This window comes from Pseudomonas svalbardensis, from assembly GCF_030053115.1.
GTDB classification, from domain to species: domain Bacteria; phylum Pseudomonadota; class Gammaproteobacteria; order Pseudomonadales; family Pseudomonadaceae; genus Aquipseudomonas; species Aquipseudomonas svalbardensis.
On sequence record NZ_CP125619.1, the window covers coordinates 5,132,869 to 5,149,391 of the forward strand.

The following is a 16,523-nucleotide window of genomic DNA, read 5'->3' on the forward strand; positions in this document are numbered from 1 at the left end:
GCGAACTGTATCCCCCTCACATTTCACCAGTGCAGCGCCTTAATCGGCGCTGGCTCTTTCATGACAATAAAACCGTAATCGCCGAGCAGATAAATCCGGTAGTACTGGCTCTCCAGCACCGGCGGATAACCCCGATAACCCACCCTCGTCGCGTTACGTCGCTCCTTCTCCGCAACGACGTTGGTAATGCTCACTTTCGGCAGGTTCTCGGCCAGCATGAAAAAGTCGATGTTCAGCAGATAGTGCAACACCGGCATCTGCTTGAACGAGCCCGCCGCCCCCAGCAGCCAGTGATCGGAATAGGTCACTGACATGTAAATGCGCTTGGCTTCGAGCAGTTGTCGATTCGACGCGATGTCGTGTTCAAGACTCAATAGCGCGCTGGACGCGAAGGCTTTCTGCACCGTCAGCACCCGCCCATAGGCATACGAAATCGAAAGCATCGCCAACAATGGAACCACCAACAACAGCGGCAACCGCTGGTGGATTCGTGCCAGCGCCAGATGGCTCAAATAGAACAACAGCACCAACAGGACCGCGAAGCCCATCAGGGTCCTGGCGCCTTCATTGAAGTCCCGGAAAAACAGCGCGACACCCGACACCAGCAGCGCCACGACCGGCAATGTCAGGAAACACACCAGGCCGATCAGGAACTTCTTCAGCCCTGTGTCCTGACGTTCCAGCACGTTCAGCCCCAGCCGGACACTGCCGGCAATGGCACACAGCAGCAGTGCGGCGAACACCCAGGCAAATCCGCCGTGAAACAGCAGCACGACTTTTTCCAGCACCCGGGCGATATTGATTTGAAGTTGTAGCAGGGGTTGCGCCGTCCAGTTCAACAACAAGGTGCGATTTCCACTCATGAACGGATAAGCACTGACGCTGTAAATCAACCAGCCCAGGATGGCCTGCGATATTTTCCAGCCGATCAACTCGCACCACTGCGGCCAGGCCAGCTTGTCATTCGCGTTCCTGAGCAGTTCCAGGCAACACAGGCCCAGAAACACATTGAGGCTCACCTGATAGAGCCCCAGCGCCAGGGCAATCAGGAACGAGGGCACCAGCCAATGAACTATGCGCGAGGGATGACGAAAGGTGATCGCGTAGATGACCGCCACCACGCTCAAAGCCATGGCGGGGCCGTCGTATTGATAGGACAGGTTTTGCAGAAAGAATGGGTTGAACCAGAGCGGCAACGGCACGAGGCAGCAAGCAATCGTCGGTTGCGGGTAGTAATGAAACGTCAGGCTGGTCAAAGCCGAGGCCATGGCCAGCACCGCGATCAATAGCGGCAGCGGAAAGATGTTCGGCGCGGCATTGCTGAAGGTCAGCAGGTTGTAGAACAGTTCGGTGAATAACCGTCCCTGTTCCGCCCAGGCCGTACCAGCCGCGGCCGACAGGGATCGCCAGTTGTCATCGATATACGGATAGTCCGCAAGGATCAGCGGCACCACATACACAAAGGTCGCCAACAGAAAAAACAGCCAGACCTGCCGATGTCCGAGTTCCTTGCTGAAAAAATCGCTGAACCTGCCCATGCTAAAACCCGAGCCGGTCTTTGCCGCCGACGACGTCTTTGACGATATAGCGCGGCCGATGTTTGGCTTCGATGTAGATGCGGCCGACGTACTCACCGAGAATGCCGATGCCGATCAGCTGTACGCCACCGAGAAACAGGATCGCGGTCATCAACGACGGGTAACCCGGGACGCTGTTGCCGAAGAAAATCTTGTCCAGCACCATGTACACCGCGTAGAACACCGCGAAGATCGAAATACCGCCACCGACGTAAGTCCATAAACGCAACGGCACCGTACTGAACGAAGTCACGCCTTCCAGCGCCAGGTTCCAGAGCTTCCAGCCATTGAACTTGCTGGTGCCCGCCACTCGCTCGGCTCGCTCGTATTCCACCACCACGGTGGTGAACCCGGCCCACGACAGCACGCCTTTCATGAACAACTGGTGCTCGGGAAGCGCGCGAATCACTTCGACCACCTTGCGGTCCATCAGACGAAAATCCCCGACGTTTTCTTCGATACGGGTGTAAGCGATACGGTTCAGCACACGGTAGAACAGCGACGCGCTGTGGCGTTTCAGGTAACTGTCGGCGGTGCGATCCCGGCGTTTGGCGAGCACCACATCTGCGCCTTTTTGCCACTCGCCAATCAACCGCGGGATGACGCTGATCGGGTCCTGCAAATCGACATCCATGGGAATCACCGCATCGCCGGTGGCATATTCCAGGCCGGCGAACAACGCCGGTTCCTTGCCGAAGTTGCGCGAGAAGTTGATCAGCAATACCTGTTCATCGGCCTGCGCCAAGGCCTTGACCTCTTCAGCCGTCCGGTCGGAACTGCCATCGTTGATGAACACGATTTCGACCTCAGCCTGGTCAAGCCTCAACTCGCGACGCACTGCCTGATAAAACAGACTGATCGCCTGTTCTTCATTGAATACCGGAACGATCAACGAGACTTTCATGCGTTACGCCCGCGAAAGACCACGTACTTTGAAAACAGAAAGCCAAGCACCAGGCTCAATGCCGAAAAGATAGCCACCGTCAGCAGGCCGTGAAGTCTCCACACGTCGCCTGCATGGCCGACGCCCAGACTCAGCGTCCCCATGGTTCCCAAGAATAGAAGATAGCCGCCGACCGACGCCTTGGTATCGAAGGTATACAGCGCGTTCATATAGAAGGAAAACGAGGCGGCCACGCAGAAGGCAGCCAGGTTACTGACAGCCTGACTGAAGCCGGCCCCCACGCTCAGCAGGAAAAAAATTTGCCAGTGGATCAGCGTGTTGGCGACCCCGACCACCGTGTAGCTGGAAAATCCTTTCCACAAGAGCCTCATGCTGACTCTCCTGTTTCAAGTCATAAAACTTTGAACCTGTCTACTGTCAGAAATCACAGGTCTGACGGCCTTTCAGACCAACGGTCAGGGTTTGCCTCAATGCCAGGAGACATCCCGTAATATCCCGGTTTTGCAATTACCAGCAAATCACGCCACCCTGCCGCGCCGCCGATGTGCGGCGCGCAATCTTTGGCGCCTTCGGCGACTCCTTATCTCAACACCCGTTCACGAGCCCGCCGTCATGACGTTTGAGCGCGATCACCGAATCGACTTTTTTCGCGGCCTGGCACTGATCTTCATTTTTTGGGATCACGTGCCTCATAACCCCCTTGGCCAAATCACCCTGCGCAATGTCGGTTTCAGCGATGCCGCAGAAATATTCGTGTTTCTCGCCGGCTACGCGGCCGTTCTGGCCTACGGCAAAATCCTTGCGCGCGATGGTTACCTGATCGCCTGCGTGAAGATTCTGCGGCGCGCCTGGGTGCTCTACGTGGTCCATATTTTCCTGCTGGCCATGCTGATGGGCATCGTGTTCTTCGCCAACAGTCATGTGGAAACCCGCGATCTGGTGGAAGAAATGGGCCTGCATCACTTCATCACCAACCCCCAGCAAGCGTTGACGGATGAGTTACTGCTGCGCTTCAAGCCGAACCTGATGGACCCGCTGCCGCTGTACATCGTGCTGCTGGCGGGATTGCCACTGGTCCTGCCGTTGCTGGTGCGCAAGCCGTGGGCGGTCGTAGCGGTGTCATTGGCGGTGTACTTGCTGGCACCGCGGTTTGGCTGGAACCTTGCGGCAATCAAGGACGGTGTGTGGTACTTCAACCCCGTCACCTGGCAACTGCTGTTTATCCTCGGCGGCTTTGCGGCGATCCACGGGCTGCGGCCACGGTTGCCCGACACTCGCCCGCTGTTGCGCCAGCCCTTGTTTGTCAGCGCGGCGGTGTACGTGGTGGTGACCGGCGTGATCACTGTCTCCTGGCGCTGGCCGGAAATACACGATGCCCTGATGCCAGCCAGCCTGAGCAACCTGCTGTACCCAATCAGCAAGACCGATCTGTCGCCGGTCCGTCTGCTGCACTTCCTGGCGCTGGCTTATGTCACCGCCAGGCTCTTGCCCGGCAACGGCTGGACGCAAAACTGGCTGGCGCAGCAATGCTGTCGCATGGGGCGCTACTCACTGGAAGTGTTCTGCCTCGGTGTGCTGTTGGCGCCCTTGGCGGACATGCTCAACGCCCTGACCGACGATGCGTTTGCCATGCAGATTTTTACAGCGTTGGTGGGTGCCGGGGTGATGGCGTTGCTGGGCGCGTGGCTGGACTTCAATAAACGCCTGAATCGATCAGTGCAAACCGCGACAGCCTGAAATGCAAAAGCCCCGGCCAATGCATGCTGTTCGCTTAAGAAAATGGATGGCGGCCTGAAAGCCGGCCGGGTTTTGATCGTGTATATATCCATTTCTGTGGTCACGGCTACTTAGGGTTCCGCCCTTACGGCGGGTCACTTGGAAAAGCCCCAAGTAACCAAGGGCTCTTGCCCCTTTCGTTCAGCCCTTCGCCTAGGCTCAGGGTGCCCTCGCTCCGGTCCTGCTCCGTGGGCCCGCCGCCATCGGCCATCCATGGCCCGGGGCGGCTAACCCGGCATCCATGCCGGGTTGCCCCCTGCGCAGGACCTCCACTCGGCCTCTCGAGGGGGCGTGCACCGCAAAAGCCAAAGCGAGGTGGCCAACCGGCCGACCTGGCTTCAAGTGAGCGCATTTCCCTGTAGGAACTGTCGAGCGAAGTGAGGCTGCGACTTTTGATCTTGCTGTTGCTTTGCTTTGGCTTCAGATCTGCCGCCCCTTTCCCAGAGGCCGAACGCAGGCGTTGCGCAGGGGGCACCGCGGCAAGGATGCCGCGGTAGCCGCCCCCGGCCATGGATGGCCGATGGCGGCGGGCCCCCGGAGCAATGCCGGAGTGAGGGCATGCCGAGCCTAGGCGAGGCACCGAATGGAGGGGCAAAAGCCCTTGGTTACTTGGGGCTTTTTCCAAGTGACCCGCCGTAAGGGCGGAACCCTAAGCCGCCATAACCGCAGGAACGGATATGTACGGGCGTTACGTCTTACGAAGCCGAACGCAGCGCACCCTGCGACACATTGGTCGGTTGCAGCTTGAACACATAGAACAACACCGTCAGCAGGACCAGGAACGCCGGGCCCACATACAGCGCCACGCGGGTGTCCGGGAAGTACGCCATCAGGCCGACCACCAGTACCAAAAACGCCAGCGCCAGATACGAGCTGACCGGGTACAGCCACATCTTGTATTTCAGGCCGGCACGTTCGCTGGCGCTCAGGCCTTTGCGGAACTTGAGCTGGGCCAGCAGGATCATCACCCAGGTCCAGATCGCGCCGAAGGTGGCAATCGCCGTCACCCAGACGAAGACTTTTTCTGGCACCAGATAGTTGAGCAGCACACCCAGCAACAAGGCACCGATCGACAGCAGCAAGGCGCGACGCGGCACGCCGTTGTTCGAGGTCTTGGCGAAGCCGGCCGGGGCCTGACCGTTCTGCGCCAGGCTGTAGAGCATGCGCCCGGTGCTGAAGATGCCACCGTTGCAGGACGAGAGTGCCGCAGTGATCACCACGAAGTTGATGATGCCGGCGGCAGTCTTGATGCCCAGACGCTCGAAGGTCATCACGAACGGACTGCCTTGGGTGCCGATTTCGTTCCACGGGTAGATCGACAGAATCACGAACAGCGCGCCGACGTAGAACAGCAGAATCCGCCAGAACACCGAGCCGATCGCATTGGGAATGGTCTTCTGCGGGTTCTTCGCTTCACCGGCGGTCAGGCCGATCATCTCGACACCGAGGTAGGCGAACATCACCATTTGCAGGGACATCAACACGCCTTGCACGCCGTTGGGCATGAAGCCGCCGTGCGCCCAGAGATTGGAAACCCCCAGCGCCACGCCGTCGTTGCCGAAGCCGAACGCGATCACGCCGATACCGCCGATCACCATCGCAATGATGGTGACGATCTTGATCAGGGCGAACCAGAACTCGAATTCACCGAAGGCTTTCACCGCGATCAAGTTGATCGAGCCCATGCTGATCAACGCGGCGAGTGCCCAGATCCAGCGCGGCACATCGGGGAACCAGACGCCCATGTACACCGCCACCGCGGTAATTTCCGCAACGCAGGTCACCAGCCACAGGAACCAGTAGTTCCAGCCGGTCAGGAAGCCCGCCAATGGGCCGAGGTAGTCTTGAGCATAACGGCTGAAGGAGCCGGCGACCGGGTTGTGCACCGCCATCTCGCCGAGGGCGCGCATGATCACCAGGATCGCCAGACCACCGATGATGTAGGACAGCATGATTGCCGGACCGGCCATCTCGATGGCCTTGGCCGAACCGAGGAACAGACCGACGCCGATACAGGCACCGAGCGCCATCAAGCGAATATGCCGTTCGCCGAGTTCGCGTTTGAGCGGGCCGCCTTGAGCGGTCTCGCCATTGGGCAGGTGATTGCCTGGCATAGGGGTACAACCTCGTCTTGTTATTGGATATGACCACCGAGTGTCGAAGCGCTGACCGGTAAGCCAATGCTTTTCTGAAACCGGGCCTGCTTCGTGGGCAAACCCGTCTTGTAGGACAAAACCTGCAAGATCAGCGGGGCGTGCAGTATAAAAAGCTTCCTACAGGGTTTTTCACTCTATAAACCACAACATTCAGCGAGAACTCTCGGGAAAAGCCGGGTTTACGGAGGGGCATTACCTGCCTTACGTAGGATTATTCGACAATGAAACGGCGCGGAGTATTGCACGGTAATGGTGCGTCGTCATATCCCTATCCAGCCAGCATTCGCACGGCGATGGCTCTAGCTCAAAGCTTTAAGGCGACTCAACCTCTATGGCGAGGGGATTTGTGTGGCGAGGGGACGCTGGATATAGCGTCCGGGTGCGAGCAAGCCCGCTCCCACAGTTTTGATCTCCACACCGCCATCAAATGCCGGCCAATAAAAAACCCGCTGAACGCTAATTCAGCGGGTTTCTCATTTCAGCGGCAGGCAGATCAAAAATCCTCCAACCGCCATACCTCATAAGCCGGCGTCTCGTAGGGATGACTCTGCTTCAGAGCCAACACCACAGAACGAATCAACTCATCCGCAACGACAAGCTCAACCTTCCATTCCTCAACCTGCTCGACCTGCCCCGCTTCCCCAATAAACGGCTGACTGCCATCCAATGGACGAAACTGGCCGAGGCCGAGCACTTGCCAGGCGCAATGGTCATAAGCGCCGATCCGTCCGCCACCGGCAGCGAATACGGCACTCTTGACCTGTTGCACATGGCTGGCCGGAACAAAAAAGGAAAGCTTGTACATAGCGCTTAGTTAACCCAGACGCGCGCATTACGGAACATACGCATCCAGGGTGCGTCTTCGTTCCAGTCTTCCGAACGCCACGAGTTCTGCACGGCGCGGAACACACGTTCCGGGTGCGGCATCATGATCGTTACGCGACCGTCGCGGCTGGTCAAACCGGTGATCCCGCGCGGCGAGCCGTTCGGGTTGGCCGGGTAGTTTTCGGTGACCTTGCCGTGGTTGTCGACGAAACGCATCGCCACGCAACCCGACAGATCAGCTTCCAGCAACGCTTCTTCGCTGGCGAACTCGGCATGACCTTCACCGTGAGCAATAGCGATCGGCATACGCGAACCGGCCATGCCTTGCAGGAAGATCGAGTTCGATTCCTGAACCTGAACCATCGCCACACGGGCTTCGAACTGCTCGGAACGGTTACGCACAAAGTGCGGCCAGAACTCGCTGCCCGGGATCAGCTCGTGCAGGTTGGACATCATCTGGCAACCGTTGCACACGCCGAGGGTGAAGCTGTCGTTACGTTCGAAGAAGCCCTGGAACGCATCGCGTGCACGGCTGTTGAACAGCGCGGACTTGGCCCAGCCTTCGCCGGCACCCAGTACGTCGCCGTAGGAGAAACCACCGCAAGCGACCAGACCTTTGAACTCGTTCAGGTCGACACGGCCGGCCAGAATGTCGCTCATGTGCACGTCGATCGCGTTGAAACCGGCGCGGTCGAACGCGGCCGCCATTTCCACCTGACCGTTGACGCCCTGCTCACGCAGCACGGCAACCTGTGGGCGGATGCCTTTCTTGATGTAAGGCGCGGCGACGTCCTGGTTGACGTCGTAGCTCAGCTTGACGCTCAAGCCCGGATTGTCTTCTTCCAGCAGCACGTCGAATTCTTGCTCGGCGCAGTCGGCGTTATCACGCAGACGCTGGATCTGGTAGCTGGTTTCAGCCCACTGACGTTGCAGCAGACGACGCTGGCCTTCGAATACGGTTTCGCCGTTGAAGGTGATGTTGATCTGGCCGTTGTTCATCGGCTGACCGACCACCGAAACGCAGTCACCCAAACCGGCAGCGCTGAACTGCGCGAGGATGTCTGGAGTAGCGTCCTGGCGAACCTGGATCACGGCGCCCAGTTCTTCGTTGAACAGGATTGCGGCGATGTCGGCGGAAGTTTCTGCCAGACCGTCGAGGTTCAGGCTCAGACCGCAATGACCGGCGAAGGCCATTTCCACGGTGCTGGTCAACAGACCACCGTCGGAACGGTCGTGGTAAGCCAGCAGGTGACCGTCGGCGTTGAGGCCCTGGATCACGGCGAAGAAGGCTTTGAGGTCTTCGGCGTCGTCGACATCCGGTGCTTGCGAGCCGAGCTTGCCGTGAACCTGGGCCAGGATCGAGGCGCCCATGCGGTTTTGGCCGCGGCCCAGATCGATCAGGATCAGGTCAGTGGTGCCCTTGTCCATGCGCAGTTCCGGCGTCAGGGTCTGACGGATGTCAGCCACAGGCGCAAAACCGGTCACGATCAGGGACATCGGCGAGGTGACGGTCTTGTCGACGCCTTCGTCGTTCCAGCGCGTGGCCATGGACATGGAGTCCTTGCCCACCGGAATGGTAATGCCCAGCTCAGGGCACAGTTCCATGCCGACTGCTTTCACCGTGTCGTACAGCCGCGCGTCTTCGCCTGGGTGACCGGCAGCGGACATCCAGTTGGCCGACAGTTTGATGTCAGAGATCTTGTTGATGCGCGAAGCCGCGATGTTGGTCAGGGTTTCGCCAATGGCCATACGGCCCGACGCCGGAGCATCCAGCAGAGCCAGCGGAGTACGCTCGCCCATGGCCATGGCTTCACCGGTGTACACGTCGAAGCTGGTGGCGGTGACGGCAACGTCGGCTACCGGAACCTGCCACGGGCCGACCATTTGATCACGGGCCACGAGGCCGGTGATGGTGCGGTCGCCGATGGTGATCAGGAAGCTTTTGCTCGCCACGGCCGGGTGATGCAGAACGCGTTCGACGCAGTCTGCGATCTCGAGGGTCGACGGATCGAAATCGTCGCCCAGTTCGTTTTCACGAACGGCCGAACGGTGCATGCGCGGGGCTTTGCCCAGCAGCACTTCCAGTGGCATGTCCACCGGGCTGTTGCCGAAGTGACTGTCGGTGACCGTCAGTTGCGGCTCGGCAGTGGCTTCGCCGACGACGGCAAACGGGCAACGCTCGCGTTCGCAAATCGCCTGGAAGCGTTCGAAGTCAGCCGGCCCGACCGCCAGAACGTAGCGTTCCTGGGATTCGTTACTCCAGATTTCGTGCGGGGCCATGCCCGGCTCGTCGTTTGGAATGTTGCGCAGTTCGAAGCGACCGCCACGGTTGCCATCGTTGACCAGTTCCGGGAAGGCGTTGGACAGACCGCCCGCGCCGACGTCGTGGATGAAGCTGATCGGGTTGTGCTCACCCAACTGCCAGCAACGGTCGATGACTTCCTGGCAGCGACGTTCCATTTCCGGGTTTTCGCGCTGTACGGAAGCGAAGTCCAGGTCTGCCGAGCTGGTACCGGTGGCCATGGAAGAAGCCGCGCCGCCGCCCAGACCGATCAACATGGCTGGACCGCCGAGGACGATCAGCTTGGAGCCAACGATGATCTCGCCTTTCTGCACGTGTTCGGCACGGATGTTACCCATACCGCCGGCCAGCATGATCGGCTTGTGGTAGCCGCGAACTTCGTCGCCACGCGGGGTGGTGATCGACTGCTCGAAGGTACGGAAGTAACCAGTCAGGGCCGGACGACCGAATTCGTTGTTGAACGCGGCGCCACCCAGTGGACCTTCGATCATGATGTCCAGCGCAGTGACGATGCGCTCAGGCTTGCCGTACGGCACTTCCCACGGCTGTTCGAAGCCCGGGATTTGCAGGTTGGACACGGTGAAACCGGTCAGGCCAGCCTTTGGCTTGGCACCGCGACCGGTGGCACCTTCGTCGCGAATCTCGCCACCGGAACCGGTGGACGCGCCCGGGAACGGGGCAATCGCGGTCGGGTGGTTGTGAGTTTCGACTTTCATCAAGATGTGCACCGGTTCCTGCACCGCGCCGTACTGACGGGTTTCAGGGTCCGGGAAGAAACGACCGGCGACGTTGCCGACGATCACCGAAGCGTTGTCCTTATAAGCCGACAGAACGCCTTCGCTGTGCATCACGTAGGTGTTCTTGATCATGCCGAACAGGCTTTTTTCCTGGCTCTGACCGTCGATGTCCCAACTGGCGTTGAAGATCTTGTGACGGCAGTGCTCGGAGTTCGCCTGGGCGAACATCATCAGTTCGATGTCGTGCGGGTTGCGCTTCAAGCCGACAAAGGCATTGACCAGGTAGTCGATCTCGTCTTCGGCCAGGGCCAGGCCCAGCTCGGTGTTGGCTTTTTCCAGCGCGGAGCGGCCGCCACCCAGCACGTCGATCGCGGTCAGCGGTTTCGGCTCGGCATGACTGAACAGGCCGGCGGCTTGTTCAAGGTTACCGAGGACGATCTGGGTCATGCGGTCATGCAGCACGCCTGCGATCAGCTGCGCTTCGGCGTCGCTGAACTGGCCGGCGACGTAGAACGCGATGCCACGCTCCAGGCGCTGGATTTTCGTCAGGCCGCAGTTGCGAGCGATGTCGCTGGCTTTACTGGACCACGGCGAGATGGTGCCGAACCGCGGCAACACCAGGAACAGACGACCGGTCGGCTCTTGTACCGGAACACTTGGGCCGTACTTCAGAAGGCGCGCGAGCACCTGCTGTTCGTCGCCGGTCAGGACGCCGGTAACTTCGGCGAAGTGAGCGAATTCAGCATACAAGCCGCTGACAGCCGGGACCTTCTGGCTCAGTTGCTCAAGGAGTTTGCTGTGGCGAAAGGCAGAAAGGGCAGGAGCGCCGCGCAGGATCAACATCTTCGGGACAGCCTCGGGAAGGGGTGTGCTTTGAGGCCGTGCATTCTAGCCTAAACAGGCCGCGACATCACCCGAAACGGTACGGGCGGCTGCACCCGGGCGTCGGGCCGGGTGTTTGGGCCTGAAACCAGGGGGTGCCTGGGGTTATTTTTGCCGTCACACATTAGCGTCCGAGCCCATTCCTGCGGGCTTCACGCGGGTTTATCGCTCTCTAGCAGACAAGCCCTTCGCTGTCGAGATATGGCGCTCGTGGTCCTTTGCGTATACTGCGCAAATGTTTTCCCCAACGGCTTTGCGTCCGCGGTACGCCAAATGGCTGATCGCAACCGGACTCTTCCTGGTGCTCAGTGGCTGTGTTGATAAACCCAACACGCTGGAGCGCGTAAAGGAGGATGGCGTGCTGCGGGTGGTTACCCGTAACAGCCCCGCCACCTACTTTCAGGATCGCAACGGTGAAACCGGCTTCGAATACGAGCTGGTGAAGCGCTTCGCCGACGATCTGGGGGTAGAACTCAAAATCGAAACCGCCGACAACCTCGACGACCTGTTCAATCAGGTGGGCAAACCCAACGGCCCGGTGATCGCTGCTGCCGGCCTGGTCAGCAGCGACAAACGCAAACAACAGGTGCGGTTTTCCCACTCTTACCTCGAAGTCACCCCGCAGATCATCTATCGCAACGGCCAATCGCGGCCGACCGACGCGAAGGATCTGGTGGGCAAGAAGATCATGGTGCTCAAGGGCAGCACCCACGCCGAGCAATTGGCGGAGCTGAAAAAGAAATATCCCGGCATTGAATACGAAGAGTCCGACGCCGTTGAAGTCGTCGACTTGCTGCGGATGGTCGATGAAGATCAGATTGATCTGACCCTGGTCGATTCAAACGAAGTCGCGATGAACCAGGTCTACTTCCCCAAGGTGCGGGTAGCCTTCGACCTCGGTGACGCCAGCAACCAGAGCTGGGCGGTGGCCGCCGGCGACGACAACAGCTTGCTCAACGAGATCAACGCCTACCTCGACAAGGTGAAGAAAAACGGCACCCTGCAACGTCTGAAAGACCGCTATTACGGGCACGTCGATGTGCTCGGCTACGTGGGCGCCTATACCTTCGCCCAACACTTGCAGCAACGGCTGCCCAAATACGAACAGCACTTCAAAGCGTACGCCAAGAAAGAGAAAGTCGATTGGCGCCTGCTGGCCGCGGTCGGCTATCAGGAATCCCTGTGGCAAGCGGCCGTCACGTCGAAGACCGGCGTGCGCGGCCTGATGATGCTGACCCAGAACACTGCGCAGGCCATGGGTGTGTCCAACCGACTGGACCCCAAACAAAGCATCATGGGCGGCGCCAAGTACCTGGCTTATGTGAAGGAACAGCTGGATAAGTCGATCCAGGAACCGGATCGCACATGGTTTGCACTGGCGGCCTACAACGTTGGCAGCGGTCACCTGGATGACGCGCGCAAACTGGCGGCCAAGGAAGGACTGAACCCGGACAAGTGGCTGGACGTGAAAAAGATCCTGCCGCGCCTGTCCGAGAAGAAGTGGTTCAGCAAAACCCGTTACGGTTATGCCCGTGGCGGCGAACCCGTTCACTTCGTGGCGAACATCCGCCGCTACTACGACATCCTGACGTGGGTGACCCAGCCGCAGCTTGAAGGCAATCAGGTCGCCGAGGGCAACCTGCATGTGCCGGGGGTCGACAAGACCAAGCCGAATCAGGAAACCCCTCAGCTCTAACAGCCACCACCAATCAAATGTGGGAGCGAGCCTGCTCGCGATGGCGTCTTAACATTCAACAAAGATGTTGCCTGTAAAACAGCTATCGCGAGCAGGCTCGCTCCCACATTGGTTTTGTGTTCGGCTTAGGCTTTTGCGGCGGCCAGAATCAGCGCCTTCATCTCCGACACAGCCGACTTGAACCCGACAAACAACGCATGAGCCACCAGCGCGTGGCCGATGTTCAGTTCGTTGATGCCTTTGATCGCCGCTACAGCTTCAACGTTGTGGTAATGCAGACCGTGGCCGGCATTGACGATCAGGCCTTGAGCCAGACCAAACGCCACGCCATCCGCCACACGCTGGAGCTCTTCAGCCACATCGGTTGGCGTCTCGGCATCGGCGTAACGACCGGTATGCAGCTCAATAGCCGGCGCGCCAACACGACGAGACGCTTCGATCTGCCGCTCGTCAGCATCAATGAACAGCGACACTTCACAGCCGATTTTCGCCAGGCGATCCACCGCCGCTTTAATCCGTGCTTCCTGCCCCGCCACGTCTAGGCCGCCTTCGGTCGTCAGCTCCTGACGGGTTTCCGGCACCAGGCAAATGTGCGCCGGACGAATGCGCTCGGCGAACGCCATCATCTCTTCGGTGACGCCCATTTCGAAGTTCATGCGGGTTTGCAGCACATCCTTGAGCAGCAACACGTCGCGTTCCTGAATGTGCCGACGGTCTTCGCGCAGGTGCACGGTGATGCCGTCAGCGCCCGCCTCTTCCGCGTCCATTGCTGCCTTGACTGGATCCGGATAGCGCGTACCCCGGGCCTGACGCAGGGTGGCAACGTGGTCGATGTTCACGCCAAGAAGAATGCGATTGCTGGTGGTCACGGAAGCGCTCCTGAAAATGGAAAAGTTCGGCGCACAGCATACACGGGGAGATAGGGTCTGTTGATGTTTGGCAGCGGCCGCGACGGATGACCACTTGGTGCAGGGCAAGGCGCGAGGAACGTAGTTTGGTTGTTCCAAATAAGTTCCGAGCAACGCAGCCCTGCGCCAAGTGGGCGCCCGGCGCGGCCGCTACCAAGCATCAACAGACCCTATGGCTTGCGAAACAACTCGCGACTCACCAAGGGACGACCGCCCAGATGAACGGCCAGTGCCTGACGCATCAATCGCTTGGCTGCTGATAGCGCGCCAGGGGCAGACCAATCTGCATCGGCCATCGCCAGCAGCTCGGTGCCATTGAACAGACCGGGTTGCAGCAGATAGACCCGCTCGAGCCCCGCATCCACTTGCAGACGGTAGAGAGCGTCCGGCGCAATGGGCTCGCCATGGATGTCGGTGGTCAGGGCGAAGCCATAACCCAAGTCATCCAGCAGCCGCCATTCGAAGGATCGCAACAAAGGCTCCAGCGGGCGACCTTCGGCAAGTGCGAGCAGGGTCGCGGCGTAGTGATCAAACACGGCGGGATGGGGATCTTCGGAGGGCAGCAGACGGATCAATAACTCGTTGAGGTAGAGACCGCTAAACAGCGCCTCACCATTGAGCCAGGTGGAGACGCCAGCGCTTTCCATGCGACCGACGTTCTTCAACTCACCACGCCCACGGAACTCGACCTCCAGCGGCACGAACGGCCTCGCCAGGGTTCCGGCCTTGCCCCGAGCACTGCGCAACACCGCCCGCAGCCGACCTTGCGGCGTGAGGAAATCCACCAGCGCGCTGTTTTCGCGGTAGGCGCGACTGTGGAGCACGAAGGCGGGTTGGCCGATGGGTGGGTTTGGGGACATGGAAGTCAGCGCTCTCAATGAGTCAGCACAGATTTATAAACTACCCAAAACCAATGTGGGAGCGAGCTTGCTCGCGATTGCGGTCTGTCAGTCAACATGGATGTTGAATTTCAGGTCCTCATCGCGAGCAAGCTCGCTCCCACAGGTTTCTCTGGTGTATCTGGAACCGGGTGTTACAGATCGCCATAACCCAGCGAACGCAAGGCGCGTTCGTCATCGGACCAGCCGCCTTTCACCTTGACCCAGAGGTTGAGCATGATCTTGGAGTCGAACAGCAACTCCATGTCCTTGCGCGCCTCGGTGCCGATGCGTTTGATCCGCTCGCCCTTGTCGCCAATGATGATTTTCTTCTGGCCGTCGCGCTCGACGAGGATCAAGGCATGGATGTGCAGGGTTTTGCCCTGCTGCTTGAACTCTTCGATTTCGACGGTGATCTGGTACGGCAGCTCGGCGCCCATCTGGCGCATGATTTTCTCACGTACCAGTTCAGCGGCGAGGAAGCGGCTGCTGCGGTCGGTGATCTGGTCTTCCGGGAAGAAGTGATCGTTTTCCGGCAGGTAACCGGCAATCACGCGCTCCAGCGTTTCGAGGTTATGCCCGTGCTGGGCCGAGATCGGCATGATCTGCGCGTTCGGCAACTGTTCCTGCAACCAGGTCAGGTGCGGCATCAGTTCGGCTTTGTCTTCGATGCGATCAGTCTTGTTCAGCGCCACGATCAGCGGGCCGGTCACGTATTGAACGCGCTCGAGGACCATCTGGTCTTCGTCGGTCCACTTGGTGCGATCAACCACGAAGATCACCACGTCGACGTCTTTCAACGCCGCCGAAGCGGTCTTGTTCATGTAGCGGTTCAGGGCTTTCTCGCCACCTTTGTGCATGCCGGGGGTGTCGACGTAGATCGCCTGCACGGCGCCTTCGGTCTTGATGCCGAGCATGTTGTGGCGAGTGGTCTGAGGCTTGCGCGAGGTGATCGCCAGTTTCTGACCCAGGATGTGGTTCAGCAGCGTGGACTTGCCCACGTTGGGACGGCCGACGATGGCAACATAGCCACAGCGAGTTGCAGTTGAATCAGTCATTGCCATTCTCCACACCCAGGGCAATCAGTGCTGCGGCGGCCGCTACCTGTTCGGCAATACGACGACTCACACCCTGACCTCGGCTTTTTTCATTCAGTAAGGTGATTTCACATTCGACGAAGAACGTCCGGCAATGTGGCTCACCCTGGATATCCACCACTTCGTAACGTGGCAGCTCACAACCCCGCGACTGCAGGAATTCCTGCAGGCGGGTTTTAGGATCTTTGTTGGTGTCGACCAGTGTCAGGCCTTCGAACTCCCCGGCCAGCCAGGCCAGCACACGCTCGCGTGCCATGTCCATGCCGGCGTCCAGGTAGATCGCACCGATCAGCGCTTCAAGGGCATCGGCCAGAATCGACTCGCGACGGAAACCGCCGCTTTTCAACTCACCGGAACCCAGGCGCAGGTATTCGCCCAGATCGAAACCGCGAGCCAGTACGGCCAGGGTCTCGCCTTTCACCAGGCGTGCGCGCAAGCGCGACAACTGACCTTCGCGAGCCAGCGGGAAGCGATCGAACAGCGCCTCGCCAGCAACGAAGTTAAGGATGGCATCACCGAGGAATTCCAGGCGTTCGTTGTTACGCCCGGCAAAGCTGCGGTGAGTCAGGGCCAGGACCATCAGTTCCTGATCCTTGAAGGTGTAACCGAGCTGACGCTCGAGACGGCTTAAGGAGACGCTCACGGTTTACCCACGCTGAGTTCGTGGTTGGATTCCACCGCCATCGCCGTGATGCGGCGCAGGCTTGGGACAATTAACGCTGTGTTCAAAAATAACGTCCTGAATATCGTTGTTTTCATGCTTCTGTCGCCGATTATGCCGACTC

The 16,523-nt window shown here is 59.5% G+C and carries 12 protein-coding genes; 2 read left to right on the forward strand and 10 right to left on the reverse strand.

Features of this window, described 5'->3' with window-relative positions; translation table 11 throughout:
• Positions 1-23: 23 nt before the first annotated feature.
• Genes QFX16_RS23645 through QFX16_RS23655 form a run of 3 tightly spaced genes read right to left on the reverse strand, consistent with a single transcriptional unit; the run spans position 24 to position 2,852 of the window.
• Entirely contained in the window at positions 24-1,538 is a 1,515-nt protein-coding gene (locus tag QFX16_RS23645) for a glucosyltransferase domain-containing protein (RefSeq protein WP_283181559.1), read from the reverse strand.
• A 1-nt stretch (position 1,539) separates the two neighbouring features.
• Complete coding sequence (locus QFX16_RS23650; RefSeq protein ID WP_283181560.1) at positions 1,540-2,481, reverse strand: glycosyltransferase family 2 protein; 942 nt, start codon at positions 2,479-2,481, stop codon at positions 1,540-1,542.
• Positions 2,478-2,852: a GtrA family protein gene (locus tag QFX16_RS23655; RefSeq protein ID WP_283181561.1), complete on the reverse strand. Its 375-nt coding sequence runs from the start codon at positions 2,850-2,852 to the stop codon at positions 2,478-2,480. Before QFX16_RS23655 ends, QFX16_RS23650 begins: the two co-directional genes overlap by 4 nt.
• Positions 2,853-3,093: 241 nt before the next feature.
• Between QFX16_RS23655 and QFX16_RS23660 the strand changes: the two genes are divergently transcribed.
• Positions 3,094-4,218, forward strand: a complete 1,125-nt coding sequence (locus tag QFX16_RS23660; protein ID WP_283181562.1) for an OpgC family protein — start codon at positions 3,094-3,096, stop codon at positions 4,216-4,218.
• Between the two features lie 734 nt (positions 4,219-4,952).
• On the opposite strand, the gene QFX16_RS23665 is transcribed toward QFX16_RS23660, so the two are convergent.
• The 3 genes from QFX16_RS23665 to purL form a co-directional block, all read right to left on the reverse strand.
• On the reverse strand, positions 4,953-6,371 hold the full coding sequence (locus QFX16_RS23665) for an amino acid permease (RefSeq protein WP_283181563.1): 1,419 nt from the start codon (positions 6,369-6,371) through the stop codon (positions 4,953-4,955).
• 535 nt (positions 6,372-6,906) lie between these two features.
• Positions 6,907-7,218, reverse strand: coding sequence for a YqfO family protein (locus QFX16_RS23670; protein ID WP_283181564.1), 312 nt, complete (start codon positions 7,216-7,218; stop codon positions 6,907-6,909).
• A gap of 5 nt (positions 7,219-7,223) precedes the next feature.
• Positions 7,224-11,120 carry a phosphoribosylformylglycinamidine synthase gene (gene purL / locus QFX16_RS23675; protein ID WP_283181565.1) on the reverse strand — a complete coding sequence of 1,299 codons (3,897 nt, stop codon included), beginning with the start codon at positions 11,118-11,120 and terminating at the stop codon, positions 7,224-7,226.
• A 274-nt stretch (positions 11,121-11,394) separates the two neighbouring features.
• Between purL and mltF the strand changes: the two genes are divergently transcribed.
• Positions 11,395-12,855, forward strand: coding sequence for a membrane-bound lytic murein transglycosylase MltF (gene mltF / locus QFX16_RS23680; RefSeq protein ID WP_283181566.1), 1,461 nt, complete (start codon positions 11,395-11,397; stop codon positions 12,853-12,855).
• A 125-nt stretch (positions 12,856-12,980) separates the two neighbouring features.
• Here the strand turns inward: mltF and pdxJ are convergent, their stop codons facing one another.
• From pdxJ to rnc, 4 genes are all read right to left on the reverse strand, one after another.
• Positions 12,981-13,724, reverse strand: coding sequence for a pyridoxine 5'-phosphate synthase (pdxJ, locus tag QFX16_RS23685; RefSeq protein ID WP_283181567.1), 744 nt, complete (start codon positions 13,722-13,724; stop codon positions 12,981-12,983).
• Positions 13,725-13,933: 209 nt separating this feature from the next.
• Positions 13,934-14,623, reverse strand: coding sequence for a DNA repair protein RecO (gene recO / locus QFX16_RS23690; RefSeq protein ID WP_283181568.1), 690 nt, complete (start codon positions 14,621-14,623; stop codon positions 13,934-13,936).
• 173 nt (positions 14,624-14,796) lie between these two features.
• A complete protein-coding gene (era, locus tag QFX16_RS23695; protein ID WP_008151577.1) occupies positions 14,797-15,699 on the reverse strand; it encodes a GTPase Era in 903 nt (300 codons plus the stop codon).
• A complete protein-coding gene (rnc, locus tag QFX16_RS23700) occupies positions 15,692-16,381 on the reverse strand; it encodes a ribonuclease III (RefSeq protein WP_010463056.1) in 690 nt (229 codons plus the stop codon). The genes era and rnc overlap by 8 nt, the downstream gene beginning before the upstream one ends.
• Positions 16,382-16,523 lie beyond the last annotated feature (142 nt).